Annotated in this window: 20 protein-coding genes and 3 pseudogenes; 9 read left to right on the top strand and 14 right to left on the bottom strand. The window is 35.2% G+C overall.

Translation table 11 applies throughout. The annotated features are described in order from the left end of the window. Positions 1 to 472 precede the first annotated feature (472 nt). A pseudogene (locus tag SUSAZ_05030) lies at positions 473 to 1,719 on the bottom strand (ATPase). Between the two features lie 36 nt (positions 1,720 to 1,755). Then, positions 1,756 to 2,850, bottom strand: a complete 1,095-nt coding sequence (locus SUSAZ_05025; GenBank protein AHC51384.1) for an alcohol dehydrogenase — start codon at positions 2,848 to 2,850, stop codon at positions 1,756 to 1,758. Positions 2,851 to 3,126: 276 nt separating this feature from the next. Here SUSAZ_05025 and SUSAZ_05020 point away from each other — a divergent pair, with 276 nt between their 5' ends. Further along, positions 3,127 to 3,288, top strand: a complete 162-nt coding sequence (locus SUSAZ_05020) for a hypothetical protein (GenBank protein AHC51383.1) — start codon at positions 3,127 to 3,129, stop codon at positions 3,286 to 3,288. A gap of 10 nt (positions 3,289 to 3,298) precedes the next feature. Here the strand turns inward: SUSAZ_05020 and SUSAZ_05015 are convergent, their stop codons facing one another. Next, positions 3,299 to 4,489, bottom strand: coding sequence for a 3-hydroxybutyryl-CoA dehydrogenase (locus SUSAZ_05015; GenBank protein AHC51382.1), 1,191 nt, complete (start codon positions 4,487 to 4,489; stop codon positions 3,299 to 3,301). Positions 4,490 to 4,548: 59 nt separating this feature from the next. Between SUSAZ_05015 and SUSAZ_05010 the strand changes: the two genes are divergently transcribed. Continuing rightward, positions 4,549 to 5,358 (top strand): hypothetical protein, encoded by an 810-nt coding sequence (locus SUSAZ_05010; protein ID AHC51381.1) that lies wholly within the window; start codon positions 4,549 to 4,551, stop codon positions 5,356 to 5,358. Between the two features lie 15 nt (positions 5,359 to 5,373). Here SUSAZ_05010 and SUSAZ_05005 read toward each other — a convergent pair whose 3' ends face one another. Next, positions 5,374 to 5,718, bottom strand: coding sequence for a hypothetical protein (locus tag SUSAZ_05005; protein ID AHC51380.1), 345 nt, complete (start codon positions 5,716 to 5,718; stop codon positions 5,374 to 5,376). Next, positions 5,715 to 6,047, bottom strand: coding sequence for a hypothetical protein (locus SUSAZ_05000; GenBank protein AHC51379.1), 333 nt, complete (start codon positions 6,045 to 6,047; stop codon positions 5,715 to 5,717). The genes SUSAZ_05005 and SUSAZ_05000 overlap by 4 nt, the downstream gene beginning before the upstream one ends. 327 nt (positions 6,048 to 6,374) lie before the next feature. Here SUSAZ_05000 and SUSAZ_04995 point away from each other — a divergent pair, with 327 nt between their 5' ends. Next, the gene (locus SUSAZ_04995) at positions 6,375 to 6,698 is read left to right on the top strand and encodes a hypothetical protein (protein AHC51378.1); all 324 of its coding nucleotides are present in this window, start codon (positions 6,375 to 6,377) and stop codon (positions 6,696 to 6,698) included. Positions 6,699 to 6,735: 37 nt separating this feature from the next. Here SUSAZ_04995 and SUSAZ_04990 read toward each other — a convergent pair whose 3' ends face one another. Next, positions 6,736 to 7,689 carry a hypothetical protein gene (locus tag SUSAZ_04990; protein AHC52486.1) on the bottom strand — a complete coding sequence of 318 codons (954 nt, stop codon included), beginning with the start codon at positions 7,687 to 7,689 and terminating at the stop codon, positions 6,736 to 6,738. Positions 7,690 to 7,959: 270 nt separating this feature from the next. Between SUSAZ_04990 and SUSAZ_04985 the strand changes: the two genes are divergently transcribed. Both SUSAZ_04985 and SUSAZ_04980 read left to right on the top strand, forming a co-directional pair. Continuing rightward, on the top strand, positions 7,960 to 9,195 hold the full coding sequence (locus SUSAZ_04985; GenBank protein ID AHC51377.1) for an amidohydrolase: 1,236 nt from the start codon (positions 7,960 to 7,962) through the stop codon (positions 9,193 to 9,195). A 152-nt stretch (positions 9,196 to 9,347) separates the two neighbouring features. Then, a complete protein-coding gene (locus SUSAZ_04980; protein ID AHC51376.1) occupies positions 9,348 to 10,151 on the top strand; it encodes an acyl-CoA dehydrogenase in 804 nt (267 codons plus the stop codon). Here SUSAZ_04980 and SUSAZ_04975 read toward each other — a convergent pair. From SUSAZ_04975 to SUSAZ_04940, 8 genes and pseudogenes are all read right to left on the bottom strand, one after another. After that, positions 10,148 to 10,582 carry a MaoC family dehydratase gene (locus SUSAZ_04975; protein AHC51375.1) on the bottom strand — a complete coding sequence of 145 codons (435 nt, stop codon included), beginning with the start codon at positions 10,580 to 10,582 and terminating at the stop codon, positions 10,148 to 10,150. The two genes, SUSAZ_04980 and SUSAZ_04975, sit on opposite strands and share 4 nt — an antisense overlap. A gap of 30 nt (positions 10,583 to 10,612) precedes the next feature. Next, positions 10,613 to 11,701: an acyl-CoA dehydrogenase gene (locus tag SUSAZ_04970; GenBank protein ID AHC51374.1), complete on the bottom strand. Its 1,089-nt coding sequence runs from the start codon at positions 11,699 to 11,701 to the stop codon at positions 10,613 to 10,615. 208 nt (positions 11,702 to 11,909) lie between these two features. Further along, a pseudogene (locus tag SUSAZ_04965) lies at positions 11,910 to 12,216 on the bottom strand (regulatory protein ArsR). Then, positions 12,209 to 12,811 carry a hypothetical protein gene (locus SUSAZ_04960; GenBank protein ID AHC52485.1) on the bottom strand — a complete coding sequence of 201 codons (603 nt, stop codon included), beginning with the start codon at positions 12,809 to 12,811 and terminating at the stop codon, positions 12,209 to 12,211. Before SUSAZ_04960 ends, SUSAZ_04965 begins: the two are co-directional and overlap by 8 nt. A 15-nt stretch (positions 12,812 to 12,826) precedes the next feature. After that, positions 12,827 to 13,595: pseudogene (locus SUSAZ_04955) on the bottom strand (ABC transporter). A 1-nt stretch (position 13,596) separates the two neighbouring features. Further along, entirely contained in the window at positions 13,597 to 13,932 is a 336-nt protein-coding gene (locus SUSAZ_04950) for a hypothetical protein (GenBank protein ID AHC52484.1), read from the bottom strand. Between the two features lie 264 nt (positions 13,933 to 14,196). Then, positions 14,197 to 15,006, bottom strand: a complete 810-nt coding sequence (locus SUSAZ_04945) for a hypothetical protein (GenBank protein ID AHC52483.1) — start codon at positions 15,004 to 15,006, stop codon at positions 14,197 to 14,199. A gap of 196 nt (positions 15,007 to 15,202) precedes the next feature. Then, positions 15,203 to 15,739 carry a hypothetical protein gene (locus SUSAZ_04940; GenBank protein ID AHC51373.1) on the bottom strand — a complete coding sequence of 179 codons (537 nt, stop codon included), beginning with the start codon at positions 15,737 to 15,739 and terminating at the stop codon, positions 15,203 to 15,205. Between the two features lie 199 nt (positions 15,740 to 15,938). Here SUSAZ_04940 and SUSAZ_04935 point away from each other — a divergent pair, with 199 nt between their 5' ends. The 4 genes from SUSAZ_04935 to SUSAZ_04920 all read left to right on the top strand — a co-directional run bounded on the left by SUSAZ_04935 (position 15,939) and on the right by SUSAZ_04920 (position 19,520). Further along, positions 15,939 to 16,520 (top strand): hypothetical protein, encoded by a 582-nt coding sequence (locus SUSAZ_04935; protein AHC52482.1) that lies wholly within the window; start codon positions 15,939 to 15,941, stop codon positions 16,518 to 16,520. Between the two features lie 71 nt (positions 16,521 to 16,591). Continuing rightward, positions 16,592 to 16,705, top strand: coding sequence for a hypothetical protein (locus SUSAZ_04930; GenBank protein ID AHC52481.1), 114 nt, complete (start codon positions 16,592 to 16,594; stop codon positions 16,703 to 16,705). A 1-nt stretch (position 16,706) separates the two neighbouring features. After that, positions 16,707 to 18,419 carry a hypothetical protein gene (locus SUSAZ_04925; protein AHC52480.1) on the top strand — a complete coding sequence of 571 codons (1,713 nt, stop codon included), beginning with the start codon at positions 16,707 to 16,709 and terminating at the stop codon, positions 18,417 to 18,419. Between the two features lie 237 nt (positions 18,420 to 18,656). Further along, positions 18,657 to 19,520: a hypothetical protein gene (locus SUSAZ_04920; protein AHC52479.1), complete on the top strand. Its 864-nt coding sequence runs from the start codon at positions 18,657 to 18,659 to the stop codon at positions 19,518 to 19,520. Positions 19,521 to 20,064: the final 544 nt, after the last annotated feature.

Here is a 20,064-nt window from a genome sequence, read left to right as displayed (position 1 = left end):
AAGTAGAAAATCTAGTAAACTAAGATTTTCCCCTTAATTTTTTAAATTTAATTGAGTTTAAGGCATGTGTGGATATTGTGCCATCGTGGAGTTATAAATTGTTGTTGTAGTCCCATCTAAAACTCTAGTGTATACTTGAGTGTCCCTACCTGTTCAGCATCTTTACAACCCTCTTCGACCTAACTAATGTGTCCTTTATTGACCGGTGTTGGTTCATTACTAGCACAATCTATAATTGTGAGTCTAATCTACAAGGGTATTGTAAAATCCATAGGCAGAGACTTTTCGATAATGATAAGAGCTGGAAGGCTTGCCCTACTGTTTCTGGGATTTTTCATGATAGGTTTAGGGGTTTGCAGTTTCTTTTAGAGGCTTTAATAAAAGCACTATAGAATGATGTACATGAGTATTTTTAAGTTAAAACGAGAATTTACATCACTTATTAAACGCCATTTGTTTGATTCAATAAGTTTTACACCCTCATCCTCTTACTAGCTTCCCTATATATTGGATCAAGAAATTCATAATCCTTGATTATACTTGTCTTTTCGAGACTAAGCAAAATATTATCGAGTACACTACTTGAGATCGTAGTCCCCTCGCTTCTCTGAATACACTCCAATAATTTACTCCATGTATTCATTCCTGACCCTAAGCATTTAAGCGCATACTTGTATCTTCTAGCAGAAATCTCAGATACCCTCTTCTTCGTGTCAATGAGTTTTTCCTATTCGTCCAAAGCAACGCCTATTGCTATTTCCATTATATCATCAATTTTTCCACCTTCTAAGAACCTATTTGCACCAAATGTTAACCAACCAGGAATTCCGTCAAAGAGATCCACTAATTTATCTATTACAGTATTATCAGCTCTTAGACCTACTTCCTGGAAACCTTTAGTGAGAAACTCCTTGCTCATCTCTCTACTAAATCTTTCAAGTGTGACAGAATAGTAATATCTACCATAAAGAGGTGAGTTCTTATCCTCTACTCCTAAGAAATCATAGAGTAAGCCAATTTCCGATCCCGTAAAAATGAATGTCAGATTTTCATCATAATCATAGGCGTGAGCAATTGCGTCCTTGATCTCTGTAGAAAGTGGTCCCCCAATTTTTGAGCTTCATCCATTGCTATTATAAGCCTCTTCTTGTTTAAATGGTCAAACAGATCAGCTAAAGAGAGGGATTGTCTACCCTTCCACTTAAACTCTATAGAGTTACCCACTATACTTACTCCCCTTACACCAGATAGAATATCCCTTGCCCTGTCTATAATTAATGAAAAACTGGCAGAGAAGATACTATATAAATCCTGTCTACCATAGTTTTCCTTTAATCTTCTACAATCTATTAAAACGTAATCTGTTTTTAACTCATTTAAGGCAACAAGTAACGTTGATGTCTTACCTATCCTTCTTATACCAGATATAGCCAGTAATGGTCTATTTACGTTATTCTTTATTTCCTCTATCTCCTTTTCCCTATCGAAGAGCTCATCCCTAGTCTTCTTTGGTCTTTCATCAAATAACGACTTCTCCCCCAGAATATATATTCTGCCCCAGAAGCTACATTTTTTTACCACATTTTCTGAGAAGTAAGTAACAATAAAGCCACGGAATCCCTTTTCCATAAAATTGTACTTGTACTTTAATCTGAGCTCTTCTGTTTTATCACCAGTAATTCGTAGAGATATGCCTCCTACGCTGATAACCTTTTTCAAGTAAAGAAATAGAAAATTTAGTTTGTCTTTACTTGTTTAGTCCCAAATTATTCTAACTTTTATTTCCTCTGCTTGTTTCTCCTTTAAGACTTTCATTACCTCATTTTCGTCATTTATACTAATTGTTCTAGTCACTAGAAGTTTTGAGGTTTTAGGATACATGGTCTTCCAAGATGCTAAGTGCACAATCGCCTGTTGAAAATGAGGTTTTTGTCCATTAACTAAACCTAAGATTAATTTATTACCATGAACTAGCGTTTGAAGATCCTTATAACTTATTGAAAATATACCGTCACTAGGAAAACCGAATACCCCTAGTATACCATTCCTGTTTAATAGAGGAATTACCTTATCAAGCAATTGAGCGTTAGCACCTGTTGCGTCAACTATTACATCAAATCCTCCAACAGAGTCTTTCAGCTTTTCGAACCCCGTTGACGAGTTATAGTAATTGATCTTTCCCTCTTCTATTATAACACTCTCAGTTTCATTAGGATCCCTTCTATTGCTTGCCCATACCTCATATCCTATAGTTCTTGCCAGTAAAATGAAAAGTAGCCCAATGGGTCCTGTACCTATAACTAACATTTTTCTGCAATTTATTGTTCCATCTTCACATGTCCACGCAGGGAGCCTTTTTTGAATATCGTCTATTTCCTGTAAAGATTTTTCGATATCTGCTAAAGGCTGAGCTAATATACCTATGTCCTCTAGAGCTTTGGGTATTTTAACTAGATATTTAGGATCATCATACCACTCCTCTCTCATAAAACCGTCCATAGCGTATATACCTGCCTCAACAAATCCTCCAGTCTCACAAAAATCTGGTCTTCCTAATAAACAATTAAGACATTTCCCACATCCTCTCCTGTTTACCGGCATGACAAGGTCTCCCTTAGAGAACTCACCCACTGACTCCTCAACCACTCCAATCGCTTCATGACCTAGTACTAGGTAATCCCTGTCCTTATGGGCTTTGCCTAGAGCTAACTTGCCATTTACAAGCTCCCTATCTGTGCCACATACTCCTGAATAGAGGCTCTTTATCTTTACTTTCCCATAATTCTGTGCGTCCTTTATCTCCTTAATTTCTGCTCCAGCATTAGGAGGTCTTATTATTATTGCTCTCATAAGTGCTTTTATCGTCATTACAAAAATTTAAACTTTTACCATTTAATACTTTCAATTTAATTAAAATTAGAAAATTGCAGTAAACAAGAAAATTCGTCAGCCTCAAGCAGGAATACTAGTTTAAAACTAGGATTTTACGGAAACTGCGTAAAAAGTGGTTATATTTAAACATTTTTTATATACAGTAACTTACTATACTTAAAAATTCCTAGGTAATTTAAAATTCATTGACAAAAGTTTTAAATATCTAGCACGAGAATATATATTTGACCAAAAATGGTCTCCCAAGAGATAATCAGAAAGGAGAAAAAGAGTAATGATCACAAATTCATCCCATTAGACCAATTACCTGAGGAATACCTCAGACTAGAATACCCTCATGAATGGGAATCAATAAAAAAGACCAAAAGATTCTACGACAGTGTATTGCCATTTTAAAAAATATATTCTACTTATATTCATAAAATCCTTTTCCTACCTTCTTCCCTAATCTTCCTTCCTTTACCATTTTAGTTAAGAGAAGATCAGGAGCGAAGTAGTCTAGTCCTGTTTCTTTCCTTAAATCCTCCAGAGTTTTGACAACATTATCTAACCCATATTCGTCAGCATACTCAAACACACCTTTAGGCCAATTTAAGCCCAGTTTGCAACCCTTATCTGTATCTTCCTTTGTCACAATCCCTTCTCTCACTAGATAAGCCCCCTCATTTATAGCAGGAGCTATAAGCATAATACCAGGAATCTTATTAGCCTTGTCCTTTGGTATAGATGGTTTTACAAATTTATTGGGCTCTGGATAGCTGTAAAATCCTTTACCTGTCTTCACACCCAAATTTTTAGCCTTATACAACTGTTCAAATGCCTTGCATTCATAAGCCTTAAACCCTCTTTCCCCCATAGCCTTACCAACAAGATAAGCCACATCCACACCAGCATAATCCTGAAGTAAGAACACGCCCATGGGAAAACCTAACTCATACATGGCAGAAGCATCAACCTCTAAAACGTCTGCCTTTCCCTTCTCGACCAGAAGACAAGATATGTCATTTACTCTGAATAATATCCTGTTAACAAGGAATCCTGGAACGTCTTTTTTCACGAGTATAGGATCTCTCCCTAATTTTTTACCCATCTCATATGCTCTTTTCATAGTTTCCTCTGAAGTCTTCTCTCCCTTAATTATCTCTACTAACTGCATGAGCACTGGTGGGTTAAAGAAGTGCATCCCCACAACTCTCTCTGGTCTCTTAACTGCAGTTGCGATCTCGGTTATGGGCAAACTACTTGTGTTTGAGGCTAATATGGCATCTTTTGATGCTAAACTATCTGCCTTCTCAAATACCTTCTTTTTTACGTTAATATCTTCAATCACTGCCTCTATTAAGAAATCAGTATCTTTCATTGCCTCTTCTTGGCTCACAGTTAAATGCAATCTTGATAATATCTTGTCCGGATCCTCTTTGATGTTACCCTTCTCACTTAACCTCTTTAAGCTCCATCCTATTCTTTCCTTTGCGTTTTTAAGTATGTTCTCTGCTACATCATTAAGCCACACGTCGTATCCTGCAATTAAGGCTAACTCAGCTATACCATGTCCCATTGAACCTGCTCCTACTACAGTGAATTTTCTTATTTCCATAAAAGATCAATATATATTTTAAACTAGCATTATTTAACTTCTCAGGCAAAACTTAATTGATGTACTTAGTGGCAACTTCAAACGGAATATACAAGATAACGGGTAAGGATAAGATAGAGCTAGTCTGTTGTGACGGAGAGAGTATGCACGACTTTATCCTTAAGGGAAGTAGATTATACACATGCTCCTCTAACAATGGAGTTAGCGTTGATAATAGAAATGTAATAGACGAGTCATGCTGGAGATTATATGAGTTCGGGGACAAGATTATAGCTTCAGTTGAGGGACCTAGGCTGTACTTAGTAGATGAGGTAAAGAGGATACTTGACCTAGAGGATGAGGGAAAGAACTTAGGTTGGAAATTTTTAAACTCAAAGGCTCACATTACAGATTTTGCTCTATATAAAAACAAGATAGTTGCCTCAGTGGAGGACGGAAATCTCTTGGTGGGAGATGAGCTATCATCTCTGAAGCCAATAAAATTTTTTGCTGACTCCCATAATCTTTTGAGTAAAGGCAACTACTTATACATAACTACTGCAGATGGTTTATATATGACTCAGGATCTGGAAAATTTTCATTTGACAGAGAAGGGCTACTTTCATGGTATTGAAGATTTAGGCGAATTAATATTAGCCCAAGTTAGGAGTAAGAGACCACTATTTCTTGGCAAGGAATACAGATGGGAGAGATTAAATCTTCAACTTCCAAGCCCTACATTTGGCGTAACAGCAATATCAAAGATAGACAACGAAAACATAGTTTATTCTACATCATCCTTGGTGGAGATTAATCTGAAAAAACTGGAGGCGAAAACCCTCATAAAAAACCTTCCCATGACTAGGAGGGTAAAAGTAGTGGATCATTAGCTATATATAAAAAATCTATTGACGTGTGGAAGTTTCGAGACCGTACATAACTGAGAAGTTGGATAAAAGTCCCAAAGCCAGCAACAGGTGGACAATCAACAAAGGAATATTAAAGTACTGTAGATAAACGATGCCAAGTACTGCAGTAAGTATTAGAAGAGCTAAATTGCCCACAAGCATTCTTCTCTTTATAGAGTCTTTAGCTCTAGCTAAACCGTAAATTATTATTACTAAAAGAACCGCTGCTATTATCGCATGAATTCCTATAAGAATATTTGAGACTCCATAAAAAACCATGGAGTTTCCGATTAGTATTTCTAGTATACTTACGCCAGCTCCAGTTAGCCATAATGTCTTCAAAACGTTATGACCTCATAGCCATTATTTACGTAATGGGCAACTCTCTCTCCTACAGGTACTAGGTTGACCCCCATATTTTTGAGATCTGGAACCAGGTTCATTCTCTCGGCAACACCTATACAGGCGGAATCTACTAACTTGTTTTGTAACATTTCTTGAAACATATCTTTAAGATCTCCCTGAAGTTGGGTTAGCCTTTTTTGACTAGGTCCAAAGTAGATCACCTTGACATCCTCATACCTTTTGTTTTTAGCTGAGTTGTAAGCCATTCTCATAGCCAACTCGAATTTTTCATCTCCAGACATTATTAAGAAGAGAACCTTTGTCATAGTCTTATTTTCGCATTTCCATCTTTTAAATCTTCCTAATATAAAAGATATCCTAATTTTTACTTTTCTTAATATTAAAAATTTTGAAATTATAGAGTTTTCCCGTTTAAGCAATTCTACAAAAATCAGTTACTTGAACAAGGTACAGCTTCTATAATTTTCTCCGTCTTATAACTCTCCTATGTTCACTTTATTTTTTTACCCAAAATCGCCAAATAGTTAATATATAAGTTCTACGAATAAAAAGTTATCATTTAATAAACCTTTTTCTTATTTGAAAGGTAATCTTTTTAGTTCACCGGTTGAGGACATCATTAGTGATCGAGTATGACTCCCTCAAGAATATTATCAATAATTGGTGGTCTTTTAGCACTCATAATAGCTATAACTAGCCTAGTAATCAATAAGCCTTTATTAACATATTACGTTTCAATTGACTCAGGTGTGTTAATGGCTTTAGGTATAATCAGCATAATAGGTGGATTGGCTGACATTTATGGCGGAATAAGAGACAATAAAGGCTTAATGATAACTGGTGGAATACTTGGCGCATTAGGACCATCTGTACTATCTCTGCTATCTTTGCTAGGTTTAATCGGTGGTCTGATGAAAGGACTTGGAAGTGCTAAAGCCACTAAAATTTCTAAGTAAAAAGGACACTCCCTTCTTACTTTTCAAGACAAAATTTTTACATTTTTGGCATCTTTCTATTTGTCATTATATAAATTATTACAAATATCGATAAGATTAGTCCTATTATTCCTCCAACTATAGCCAATATTCCGGAAGTTATACTAAGAGCATATACTGCATCTAATAAACCAGGAGACGGTGGGAAGGAAACCTGAACTGAACCAGTCAGTACCATACCAATAGAGAAAATCAATAAACCTAAACCTAGCATGCTATTATTAATCAACTCCCCAACCTCACCCTTAGTCATAGGGTTGTCTACAGCTATTAATTCCCCCTCCGAGATGCTGGACACTAAAGATGGTACAAGTGCTAATATTACAGCAACGCCCCATAAGGTCGACTCGTAATTTACCACTAAAAATCTACCTGTACTATACGTATAAACGTAGATCAGAATGACTCCAATCATTTGGAGAATTACTTTAACTAACTTGTTACCCTCTGCTATATAACCAGAGATTAAGGTTAATATGACACCTAAGATTACCACTATACCGCCAGCTACTCCAAAGGGAAATGAAATCGGAGTTGATATGGATATGATTATTGAAGATAGTCCGATTAAAAAGTAAAAACCTAACCCAGTAAGTATACTAATCTTATTTACGGATAAATCAGCCCTAAACATGGAAAAAATAGGGGAAATTAGATACGCTATTAGTCCCAGTATTCCTATTATTGAACCGGAAATTATTCCTCCACTAGGATTTAACTGGATCAAATGGGAGAGAAAGACTATACCCGCAATCGCAGCGAAAATTATTGAGATGCCAAGTATCAATTTACCAATCTTCAGGAGTCTAGGTATATAGCTAGCCATTGCGCTAACTGTAACTGGTGTATCCTGTTTTGGTACTTGAACAGAGCCAAAATAATAACCGCAACTATAACAATATCTGGCATCATCTGGGACAGATTTACCGCATCTAGGGCAGTTCTTAGCCATAAGGCAAAGTCAATCAAATGAGAGATAAATTTATGTTTAAAAATTTTTATCCATATCAAGAAGAATTAGTCTAAAAATAGTGTATTCTTTTTCATTATACAAATCAAAACAACTCTTAAAGGTTTACTAGGCAAACACAGAAGCAGAAAGTTTAACGTGTGTCTTTAACTCGATACAAGATGTCCACAATCTGTCTAAATCTTTCCTCAAATTCAGCTAAGTTATTTTGACAATAGTTAATAATTTAAAAACTAATAATATCAAGAAAATATGTTAATTAAAAATGCTAGACTGGAAGATGGAAGGATAGTTGATATTAAGATAGATGGGGACAAGATAACTTGTATAGGGAGTTGTGAGAGAGAAGAGGATGTATTGGAAGCAAATGGAAAACTCGTTTTACCACCATATCTTAATATGCATTTTCATCTAGATAGTGTCTTCACTAAAGCAGAAAATCAAAGTGGAACTTTATGGGAGGGGATAAAAATATGGAAAAAATTGAAGCAAGAACTTACTGAGGAACAGGTTTACAAAAATGCAGTAACAGCAGTCAAATTAATGGTAGCCTTTGGAACTCTCTGGTTGAGGACACATGTGGACATAACGGAGAAAAGTCTTAAACTATTGAGGGCTCTTCTCAAGGTCAAAGAGGACGTAAAAGACCTTATGGATATCCAAATAACTGCTTTTCCACAGGATGGGATCTTCGTAGATAAGGGTAATGAGGAGTTAATGTATAAAGCATTAAGTGAAGGTGCAGATAATGTTGGACTTATTCCTCATAACGAATTAACCAGGGAGGACGGGGTGAGGTCAATTAAATTTGCACTTGAATTGGGGAAAAGGTATAATCGAGATATTGATGGACATATAGATGAGACAGATGATCCTAACTCTAGATTCTTAGAGGTCTTAGCTAAAGAGACACTGGAAAATGGGTGGACAGGTAGAGTTGCAGCAGGACATGTAACTGCAATGCATAGCTGGGATAATGCTTACAGATACAGAATTTTACCACATGTTGCGAATGCAGGAATAAGTGTGATACCTAACCCCTTAATTAATGCAGTCCTTCAAGGTAGGTTAGATACTTATCCGAAAAGAAGAGGTATGGCACCTATAAAGGAAATGTTGAACTTTGGAGTGAATGTCGCGTTAGGTTATGATTGTATGATGGATCCTTGGTATCCTCTTGGAAGCGGAAATATGTTACAAGCGTTATTTATGGCAATTCATCTTGATCAACTTACAGGATATGAAGAGTTGAAAAGATCAATATACTTAATAACGTATAATGGGGCGAAAGCCTTGAGAATTAAAAATTACGGTATTTGCGTAGGGTGTGAAGCTAATTTGATAGTGACAGCCTCTAATAATGTGGTAGACTTGATAAGGTTTATTGATCCGCCCTTATATGTCATAAGGAAAGGAAAGATCTTAGCAGAAAAGGGGAATCGCATTTTATTTAATGGTAAATGGGAGGATGTAAAAAGGGAGCCTTAACATAAAATCATCAATATATTTCTCGTCTATGATTTTTTACCTAGAGAATCTAAAACAACCTTTCCATCCATTAAAACGGACAAACGGTATGAATTAACGCTCAGTATTCTTTATGGTAAAAAATATTATGTCTCTCCAAGATATATTAATCAATGTTACTAGACGTAGAGAGCAATGAGGAGTTCTCGCTAATTAGGAATTCTTTAAACGAATTCTTAGATAGAGAATGGAAAACTTTAGGAGCAAAGAAGGATAAAGTCTCCGATATCAAGGTCAAGGAAATATTTGAGAAAATAAAAGATTTGGGAATATTTCAGCTTATCAAGGACGATAGGGTATATGGACTTTTGATAAATGAAATCCTTGGTGAAAACCTGTTACCTGGAACAGTATCTACCACAGCAATGCTAGGATTAGACTACCCAGTTACAATAGGAGTAAATTATGTTCCTGAGGCAGACAAAGTGGAAATGATAATCACCCCTAGAGGAATAGCAAAAAGGGATGAGGTAGAATTAAAAGAGGTAGAATCACCCGATCCCACCTTGAGAATATACAAAGTAACGGGAGGGAATTGGAAAAAGTTAGAGTTGGACTTCAATAGAGCAGTTATTATGGCTTCAGCTCAGATTATTGGGCATGGCTTAGCTACAATGAAGCAGATAGTGGAATACGCAAAAAATAGAGTAGCATTTGGAAAGCCTATAGGTTCTTACCAGGCAATAAAACACAGAGTCGTAGACGACGTAATTGGCTTAGAACTTGTTAGATCGAGGTACATACTAGGTAATGTAGAAAATCCTTACAATCTTTTAAATCATGCTTACAGAAAAGCCTTCAGAGCTGCACTAGACTCCATTCAATTTCATGGTGGAATAGGATTCACATCAGATTTGGATCTACATTTACACCTCAAGAGGATTATAGCACTTCAGAAGATATTTAAGATCAGCTAAGATTTTTTATCACAAACTATCTCTAGTTTTAAATTCATTACTTCTTCTCCCAGCTGGTTAATGGTTTTTACGTTTAAGAAGACTCTACCGTTCTTCTCTCTCTCCTTCTTATCAGTGACCTCTACCACACACTTCAGTGTGTCGCCTATTTTGACAGCCTTCTTAGCCTCTAATTCAAGTCTAGATAACGCAACGAACCCCTCACCAAAAGGATCCACTGGTAATTGGTAAGTTAGACCCACTGCTAATGAAGCCGTCAACAGTCCCGGGGCAATTCTACCTTTGAACCTGGTCTTCTTGCCGTATTCCTCATCTAGAAATAAGGGATTATAGGCTCCTGTCATGGTGGAAAAAATTATCACATCTGCTTCTCCAACTGTTCTACCTTTTGTCTCCCACTTTTGTCCTACTTTAAAGTCTTCAAAATACATATTTTAGAAAAAGAGATTCATGATAAAAAATTATTTCGGTAATTTCAATACTCTCTCTCCAATTAGGTTCCTCAAGATCTCTGAAGTGCCACCAGCAATAGTTCTACCTCTAGAGCTTAACATTCCTAGATACCACTTCTGATTCATGATAAACTCTAGATCATAATTAGAGACTGCGTGTTCGTAGACTTTTTGAAGTATCTCAGACGCAACAAGTTTCAATATAGCCCCCTCAGTGTCGACGTCCTCTCCCCTCCTGAGCTTAGTCAGGAGTCTACGATAAAACGCCTCTAACCCCTCTATGTCATCCCTTAACTCCTCCAGCTTTGGATCCTTTAGACTGTCTATAGCACTTTTAGAAGTGAAGAGCATTGTAATCCCTAAGGTAAATCTCTCATGGTTCAACACAGTCATTGCAACCTTCCATCCCTCTCCAACTTTACCAACTACATTCTCCTTAGGAACTTTTATATCGTTTAAATACACTATATTGAAGTCACTCTTGCCTGTGATTTGATAAATGGGAGAGACTTTTATTCCGGTCTGTCTCATATCTACCACAAACATCGTAAGTCCACCATACCTATCTTCACCAGTCCTTGCTAAAAGTATCATGTAATTGGCTAGATGAGCGTAACTACTCCATATCTTTTGTCCGTTGACTAGAAAATAATCACCTTTGTCCTCTGCTCTGGTCTTGACTGATGCCAGATCTGATCCTGCAGAGGGCTCGGAAAATCCTTGGCACCATATGTCCTCAGCGCTAAGTATTCTTAGTAAGTACCTCTTTTTCTGTTCCTCATTTCCATGCTTCAGGATTGCAGGTGCCGCTACCATTAATCCTATTGAACCTAAACTTCTTCCATATGGTAAACCAGCTTTTATGAATTCCTCATATGCTATCGCCTCATAGATAGGAGGTAGCTCTTGCCCACCATACTGCTTAGGCCACGTTATACCCAGATATCCTGCATTATACAGTTTCCTTTGCCATTCTCTAATCTTCTGATAATCATCGAACTCAACTGTATCGAAGAGAATCCTTCTACCTTTTAAATCAGCAGGAGAATTAGCTTCAATCCATTTTTTAAGTGCTGACCTAAACTCTTCCTCGTCCAAAACTACTCAATATACATTTAGTACCAGAATTTATAATATTTTAAGCAATGGCTTACCCTCAAAGCTCAGGAATTTTAAGCCAACTATTGATGGAATATTTGTGGAAGTGGTAACAGTTAGTCTAACTCTTTTTCCCGGGTTCTGTAACTGAGAACCATAAACTAAATCATGTTTACCGTGTGGGAGAAATTCGTTTTATTAAACGATCTCATATCTTTATGTCCCTGATCACGTTGATGTATTTTTTAATCTCCTCTACACCTTTTTCAGTTATTTGCACTATTGTCCTAGGACCTGAAAGAGTAGGTATCTTCTTTACACTAACCATTCCCATTTTCCTCTAAAATCTGCAAATGCATGTGAAGGGAACTTTTAGGTATTTCTGTAGAATTTTGAAGATCACCAAATGTAGTTTTGCCTAGAATATACAATGAAATGAGAATTCCGAGCCTAGATGAATTTGAGAGCACAGGGTTATTCAGTAACTCCATGATCTTCTTTAGGTCTTCACTCATTTTCAGCAACCTCATTAATTGATTTATAACCAGCGTAAATCCAAGATATTGTAAAAAATGAATAGGTAAAAACTGAAATAATGTTATTCAGATTTGAAAGAGTCATCAATACTGTAAAACTAACTAAAGCCACAACATCATAATATCTTAAACCTACCATTCTGTAACTATAATATAGTCCAACTAATACTAGACCAACGTAGAACACTTCCAAAATTTCTTCAAAAACTGAATTTAAATCATAATAGGAGTAAATAATTAAAAGAATCAACAACAGTATACCGATAAGAGAGTATAAAATGAAAAATTTCCCCTTTTGCTCACGGTTTATCTCTGGATAAATCTTGTAGAATTTTCCCCATACTTTCGCTACTTTATTAAAAAAGACGAAGGTAAGAGATATATAAATAAAAATAGGTATAAGGAATGAAATACTATATAGAAGAAAACTTTTCAGGCTTAGACTATCAATGATGTAATAAATAGGTGAATATAATGCTGGAAAAGTTGACCATAAAAGATAGTATTTTGCTAAAGCTCTCCTAATCTCGTTTTTAAGGGTGTAATAAGCTAGCTTCTTAGCCTCTTTAATCATATCCTCATGTTCACTTTAGACGCCTAAGCATAATTTATCTATACTTCTTAAGTTTTTAATTTTATCTCTATGATCATCACATTTAGTTATGGAGAACTTCTTACCTTTTATCTCTACAACAGTTAAAGCTAAGGGGTCCTCTTCCTCTACTATTGAAGACTCCAGGAACTCGTCGACTTTCATGGGACCAAATGTTTTTCCCTCAAATATCAGATAAAGATCATGTTCTTGGAATAAACTCAGCATATCAAGTTCGTGTGTAACTATTAATCCTTCCTCTCCATATTCCTTTAGCCAATTTACTATTATTTTCCTTTTAGCGTAGTCGACGTTTTCAAACGGCTCATCGATAATTATTTGTTTAGGATACGAGGCTAATACTAACACAGTATTAAATAGCACAGTTTGACCTGAAGACAAATCATAATAATTCTGGTTTAGATTGTTCATTCCAACCTCCTTAAGTATGTTTTTAGCTAAATTAATGTCTAACTCTTTTATTTCCTTTAGTATTGAGTTTGTCTATTAATTTTACCCCTAATGAATAAGCTTCTGGTAAATTACATGATAGTTTGGTGAACCTTCTGATTCCCTTTACCTCTATTCCATCAACTCTAATTGAACCTTCATAATCTCTTATGCCGCAGATGGCCCTTAGTAAAGTGCTTTTGCCTGAACCGTTTGGTCCTAACAGTAGACTCTTACTAGATAAACTTAAGGTCGCTCCTCTAATAATCTCTTTTTTCTTTTCACCATAAACTTTTACGTTCTTAAGCTCTATCATGTTAAATTGACCTCCCTTCTTCCGTGGGCTTAAGATATAGATTTCTAACGAATATCACAGCTAATACTGATAAAAGGCCTATCCAGAATAACAGAACTATAAGGGGTATGAAAGGAGATACTGAGGAGCTAGCATCCCCCATGATTGAAAATGGTGGATCTTCATTCATGTAAGCGTAATAGGATAGCATAACTATATTCACGAAAGGACTGCTCAAGCCTATATTTCCTAAGTCAATGTATAAATATGAAAAGCCAAAGAGATAACTAATGATTAACGGTAAGAAACTAATTATATTCCATATTTTTCTAGTGGTTTTTAAGCTTAAAATGTTCAAATTTATCGATAATGCAGTATAAAAAGCCCAGTAGGAATAATATGGCAATAATAGCTGGTATATTTCTTGGAAATGCCACATCGTAACCAAACTTACTTCCGAACAACAGATAAGTTGTCGCCAACATGATTCCAGAGACTATCATAATAACTATTCTGTTCTAGATATTTACGTCTCTCTTCTCAACTATAAAGGTCTACTTAAGTTGATAAATTATTTACAAAATGACGAAAGCCTCGCCCTTTAGGGCGGAGAGGAAGTCAGCTAATCAAAAAACGTAAGTATAGCATTATTAACTTCCTCAGGGTTCTCAGCATGTGGCCAATGTCCTGCCTCGCGGATTTTCACCAACTTATAGTCTTCGAATACCTCCCATAGTCTGTCAACCCATGAAGTAGGGAAAAGAGGATCGTTTTCAGCCCATAATACCAGCGTTTTACTCTTTATTTTCCTTATGTTGTTCCATCTAAAATGAGAGACATATGCCCTATACCAATTTACAAGGGCTCTTACAGAGTAAGGCTCTTCATATACTTTGAAATACTCTTCTTTTTCCTCCTCCTTAAATTTCCTGACAGTCAGATGATCTAGGAAATAGTTGATGTAATCTCGCAAGTTACTAATAATCATTTTTTCAGCGATAGGAATTTGATGGAAGAAAATATACCAGTACTCATTAGCTATGTCTCTCCATCTTCCTCTCATGCCCTTATATGCTGGATTAATTAAAACTAGGTCACAATTAGTTTCCTGGGCTATGAGTTGTGAGACTATTGAGCCAATGTCATGACCTAAAAGAACAAAGTCATGAATATCTAATTTATTAAGAGCCTCCATTATCTCTTTAGCCTGAACTTCAACACGAAAGTCGTCCACATCGTAATCCCCTTTTTCAGAATGTCCAAATCCCTTGAAATCTATCCTAGTCACCCTAAACTTCTTAGATAAAACATCTACATTATGTCTAAAGTCATAGCAGAAACCTGGTATTCCATGAAGTAGTACCAGATTCCTCTTTCCTTTTCCGCTTTGAGTAAAATGTAATTTCCTTCCTCCAACAGAAACAAAATCCATTTCATTAAAGTATTAATAAAAACTCTTTTAAAAACTAAAAGTATAATGTAATCATAATCCTCTTAATTCATTAGTCTAAATGGGAAATACGATTCACTACTAACTAAAGACAGGACAACGTACTAGGAAAAAGTCTTAGTATGTGAAATATATATGAGTTGAAATGAATATAAAAACGTTGAAAAGCTACTTTATATTAAATCTCAAAAATTATGGTCCTCGCGTTGCTAGAAATTAAGCTACAGGAAGTGTTCTTCAAATCTTGCCTACAATCCTTTGTATCCTTAATCTCTGGAATCTCCTTTAGTTGTTTTATCAGATCATTTATCCTCCTATATTCATCCTGAGGAATTATGGACGTGACTATCTTGGCTCCCTTTGATTTAGCAGCTAATGCTGCAGCTACAGACATGCCCTTCCTACCTCCTGTTATATCCACATAGTCCTCGGAGCTGATATGGTTGTTCACAAAGGCTTTAAAATCCTTAAGATCCTGCTCTGTATTTATATCATTTATTCTTACTGGAAACTGGATTATCTCAACCTTAGAGAACCTCTCTTTCAAACAGCACACAAACATTAATTTAACAATTTTCCATGCTTTTTCAACCTCAGGATCTCTCGTTGTTATAACTCTTATCTCATTAATATCAACTCCATTTTTCACTAGATGCAGAAAAGTCTCTAATATTCCTCCTGGTGAAGTTCCCAAAGTAGCTACGAGTTTTCCCATAGTAGAGTTTTAAGTTAAATATATTTATTAAGATTTCTGGATACCACGTTTTACAAATATAAAATATGATACAACATCATAAATGGAATTTAAGAACTATATAAGATTTAATGTAAGCCCATGCCGTGAAATATATTCTCTACATAAAACTTAATCATAAATTAGAATTTTATATGTAAACCGCGTAATTAGTAAAGTAATGAGGAAATTTCATGATATTATTAAAGATTGTAAGTATTACACTTTTGATGACGACACCATATATGACTTAACAGAGTGTGAGATTTTAGAACCCTTTCTACCTATAAAAGTACTAAAATTTTACGTAGATAGAACTCTAAATAAGGTGGACAAAATTTCGATAAAAACAGACCACTTGGAAGCCGGTTTAGAGCTAATAGAAGATATATCTTTTCTCGAAAATGCCGATTTTAGGAACCTAGTAACCTTATTGAATACCGAGACAATATACGCAAACTTGCTCTTTAGGAAGTCTAAAGTGAATAGTCTGACATTAGTTTTGAGAAATATGATGATGCTAAAAATTTCATATCCTCATGATATAGGCGATAGTTTATTTTATGTAAAAGTTTTCATAGATTACGCCGATAAATTTAATACTGTTCATATTAACAGCGAGAATGATGCGATAATATTTCTTAACCTAGCAAGAGACAACTTACCAGGTAAGGTTTCTGTACTATCTGGTAGTGTAAGAGATGTAGAAAAATCTACCTGTGATAGGTATTTAAACTTTATGAAGTTTTTAAATCTAACGTAAGTTTTAATGAAGTTTTTATTACAAAATTTCTTGTCGAAATCTTTTTTTAAAAGTAAACTATGATGTAACATATGGAGTTAAAAACTGAAACTTTAAGATCGAGAAAGAGGATGTTAGACTTAAACAGTTATAAGAGGTCTGAGATAAGGTCGTTAAAGCAGTTTGTATCGTCTAGAGAGGACTGAGATGAATATATGTGAAAGGGGATATTACACAGTTTTTAATTACACCTCAAGACTTCAGTTCTGCCCTTCACTTACACGTATGCAATATTATAAACTGATTCTACCTTTTACAGTAAACAGCGTCGAAATATTTGATATTACTGAGGGGAAAAAGAAAGTAGAGGCTCAGATAGGGGACAATAGATTTGTGGAAGTGCTAGGAGCACCTCTTAACCCAAACATTAAAACACATATAATCAGTGTGAAATGTCGTAGGGTTAAAGACAACAGAGTATTCTCTCTCAAGTTCCGCATAGACATAATTCCTAATACAACACTTCTAACTTCATCCCTCTTCAATTCAAACAGTGAGTGTTTACTTTCAATCTTTCTGACACGCCATCCAATGGAGGAAAGCAAAAAATACTATCTTAATGACTATGAACTTCCTCGCTTTAACTTGTACCTTCAAAGAGGAATAAAAGAAATTTTACAAGAGCAAGTTGATAATTATCTTTTTGTAGTTCCAGAGGTTAATGACTATAAATTAATTTACGGATATAACCCTGATTTTGGTTTCTTGCCCATTCCCACTATGCTTACCGATGTGGAGATATTAAGGATCGGAGTGAATGATAGTTCAAAAAATAACGAGACTAGCTACTTCGCTAATGTACATCTGCTACCCGGGGAAAACCTCAAGGGATATATTCGTTATGATTATTATATTAATAAAAAATTTTTAGATAATTTGCCCAATAGTATAGTTAAACTTTATGTGGATTCACTACTTTCTGAGGTTGAGACTAAGAAGCCCAAATTACGTTTGAGAGAATCTTTAAGGTTGCTAATGAATCCCAACAATTATGAGTCGGATTACGTTAATTTAGAATCTAACAATTTGACATTTAGGCAAGGGGATGTAATCTTCACTAAAATAAATCCTGAGGAGATAATACAAAATACCTTTGATGAACTACACTTCCTTCTTTCAAATTTAGACGTAAAGTTATTTTCTAGAATGTATAGATCAATATTTTGGTTTTATGAAAAAGAGTTATTGAAGTCATACTATGGCACAAGTGGTATAGATAAGAATATCCAAAGTGCATTTGAGACAGGTAAAGAGGGAATAGAGGAGATATCGAAGTTCATTCCCCTAAATTCTCTTGTCAATTTTATTTCTACCTCTTACAACGAGAATATCAGTATACTACTTGAGCATATTGAACAGCTTAGAACTAGAAAAGCGCATGAGACCATAGCCTTAATCTTCTCACTACTTATTTACATTAACAACCTAATGAGAAATAAGAAGATAGACTTTTCTTCTGAAGGAACTTCCCAGGTAGATAGAGGAATAAACGTTCTTGGCTTAAACCATTTACTGGAAGGTAAAATAATAGCAATTCTCCCATTTATCACCTCTGATCCTATGAGTTTCGCCATATTTCACACTAGGGATAATGAATTTTCCAAAATAAACGGTATCGATAAGGCAGGTTACTCATTACTACCCATCCAACTAACCCAGATAATACTATTTGAACCTCCATTAAAAATAGCTCACAGAGAACATAAGGATATAACAGTAATTGGAGAAAAGGGGAGAATTTACTCCTTGATAGCAAAAATCACTGAAATGGTCATCCTCAACAGAGGCTTCAACAGTAGAATTGCTTATGGCTACAGGGACTTCAGGGAAACGTTGAGGGTAAGGTCTATTTTACGTTAATCATAAATAGAATTTTGTGCTTACTACAAGCTAGAAAGTGCTTTAACTTAGATTATTTTAGTGCCCGTTGATATAATTGAAACCAAATTTTGTAGCCTGAGATTGACCAATTTAATTAAGTATAAGTAAGTTAAATTATGTCGGATAAATATGAACAGTAACTATAATCTGTACTTCACTCAATCTTTTTATGGATTAAGGAAAAGTTTTTAAAACTAGTAATTCAGTAAGTAACTGATGAAGCCTAACTCTAGTGCTCTTGGTAGAATCAAGATAGGATCAATCTTTTTGGAGTTTTCGTCGATCCTGTTTATAGTTTCAATAATAATAGTGTTTTATACAGCGTTTAACACTGTGGCAAAATACATCAACATGAGTAATGGTGCTAGTGGTTTAAATCAATCACAGTTACAACGAGAGCTCCTTAAACAGTTAAATACTCCACTTATTCATGCCATACCTATAATCGTTACAGCAATTGCGATAATAGGATCAATCGTAATTTTAACTGGATATTTAAATGAGAAGATTAAGACAAACTATTCTGATTTGGGTAAAGTTGGAACGATAATCATGATTATTGGGGCAGTAGTCTACGTCTTACCAGTAAATCTCTTTGGTGATGTTATATTTGTAATAGGTCAAATTATTCTTGGTATATCATTATACAGGATTGGAGAGACATTCAATGAAGGGTCACTTAAAAACGCTGGTATATTGGTTGCATTACCTTTCTTGATCACTCAAGTAATTGGATATGCTCTGAGCTATATTGGAGTAAATAGAGTAATAAGAGAACTAAATAGTCCGAAAAAGACTGTAAAGGTAAGTTCATTGGGAAGTGGAATAATTAGAGGAAACGGAATTATAACCTTATCATTATACTCTGACGGTGATATTTACATTACTCAAGCTCAAATAGTGGGCAAAAACTACGTCTCTACTTCTATAACGCCAAACAACTTAAAACAGGGATTTAACAATATAACAATAGACTTTAATAACATGTCCTTAAACTTGATTTCTAATACGCTTTACACCGTGAGATTATTACTTGCTAATGGAGATAGTATAGATATTCAAGTAACTGCACAACCATAGATATGGTGAAACTTTCTACGTCAACTGAGAAGGTTTTTACATTAACACTCTTAGCTTTAATCCTTTACCGAGAATTTAATATATCCTTATAAGGGATAAGTGAAGATTTTATCTTTTATATTTAGACTCAGATTCTTGATGATAATAAAGTATTATACTTTCCGTTACGTATATCCTCCTCAGTTACTGTTTCCTCTCTCTTTTCTCAATTCTCCACCTTTTTGACCATTTTCCCCAATAACAATGCTCTACATATCCTATTCTAATTTTACTAAGCCAAGAGATGGTGGGGCACTAAAATTTTTATCAGCTAGACGTGTAACCAAAGAAAATCTTTACCTTAACACATTTATACGGGTATATTAACAGCTCTAATCTCTTCTTTAGTTATACCACTAGTGTCGGTTACAACAATCACATTTATTCTAGGTATAATCATACCAATTACCTTGATAATAATCATATTTGCCTAAACTTTTACTTTCATCATTCCTTTCATTGTTCTTCCTAGTGCATACAATAGTCATAATATCATGTCTTGCCG

The organism is Sulfolobus acidocaldarius SUSAZ, assembly GCA_000508305.1.
Classification (GTDB): domain Archaea; phylum Thermoproteota; class Thermoprotei_A; order Sulfolobales; family Sulfolobaceae; genus Sulfolobus; species Sulfolobus acidocaldarius_A.
Note: the sequence above shows the minus strand (reverse complement) of the source record. Positions and strands in the feature narration are given on the sequence as shown.

Excerpts from the sequence above, each read along its gene's own strand:
- SUSAZ_04945 (AHC52483.1), bottom strand. The coding sequence starts at position 15,006 with ATGGATTTTGTTTCTGTTGGAGGAAGGAAATTACATTTTACTCAAAGC.
- SUSAZ_04935 (AHC52482.1), top strand. The coding sequence starts at position 15,939 with ATGAGGAAATTTCATGATATTATTAAAGATTGTAAGTATTACACTTTT.
- SUSAZ_04990 (AHC52486.1), bottom strand. The coding sequence starts at position 7,689 with ATGGCTAAGAACTGCCCTAGATGCGGTAAATCTGTCCCAGATGATGCC.
- SUSAZ_04995 (AHC51378.1), top strand. The coding sequence starts at position 6,375 with ATGACTCCCTCAAGAATATTATCAATAATTGGTGGTCTTTTAGCACTC.
- SUSAZ_05015 (AHC51382.1), bottom strand. The coding sequence starts at position 4,489 with ATGGAAATAAGAAAATTCACTGTAGTAGGAGCAGGTTCAATGGGACAT.
- SUSAZ_04960 (AHC52485.1), bottom strand. The coding sequence starts at position 12,811 with ATGATTAAAGAGGCTAAGAAGCTAGCTTATTACACCCTTAAAAACGAG.
- SUSAZ_04925 (AHC52480.1), top strand. The coding sequence starts at position 16,707 with ATGAATATATGTGAAAGGGGATATTACACAGTTTTTAATTACACCTCA.
- SUSAZ_04940 (AHC51373.1), bottom strand. The coding sequence starts at position 15,739 with ATGGGAAAACTCGTAGCTACTTTGGGAACTTCACCAGGAGGAATATTA.
- SUSAZ_04980 (AHC51376.1), top strand. The coding sequence starts at position 9,348 with ATGTTACTAGACGTAGAGAGCAATGAGGAGTTCTCGCTAATTAGGAAT.
- SUSAZ_05000 (AHC51379.1), bottom strand. The coding sequence starts at position 6,047 with ATGACAAAGGTTCTCTTCTTAATAATGTCTGGAGATGAAAAATTCGAG.
- SUSAZ_05010 (AHC51381.1), top strand. The coding sequence starts at position 4,549 with ATGTACTTAGTGGCAACTTCAAACGGAATATACAAGATAACGGGTAAG.
- SUSAZ_04985 (AHC51377.1), top strand. The coding sequence starts at position 7,960 with ATGTTAATTAAAAATGCTAGACTGGAAGATGGAAGGATAGTTGATATT.
- SUSAZ_04920 (AHC52479.1), top strand. The coding sequence starts at position 18,657 with ATGAAGCCTAACTCTAGTGCTCTTGGTAGAATCAAGATAGGATCAATC.
- SUSAZ_04975 (AHC51375.1), bottom strand. The coding sequence starts at position 10,582 with ATGTATTTTGAAGACTTTAAAGTAGGACAAAAGTGGGAGACAAAAGGT.
- SUSAZ_05020 (AHC51383.1), top strand. The coding sequence starts at position 3,127 with ATGGTCTCCCAAGAGATAATCAGAAAGGAGAAAAAGAGTAATGATCAC.
- SUSAZ_05025 (AHC51384.1), bottom strand. The coding sequence starts at position 2,850 with ATGAGAGCAATAATAATAAGACCTCCTAATGCTGGAGCAGAAATTAAG.
- SUSAZ_04930 (AHC52481.1), top strand. The coding sequence starts at position 16,592 with ATGGAGTTAAAAACTGAAACTTTAAGATCGAGAAAGAGGATGTTAGAC.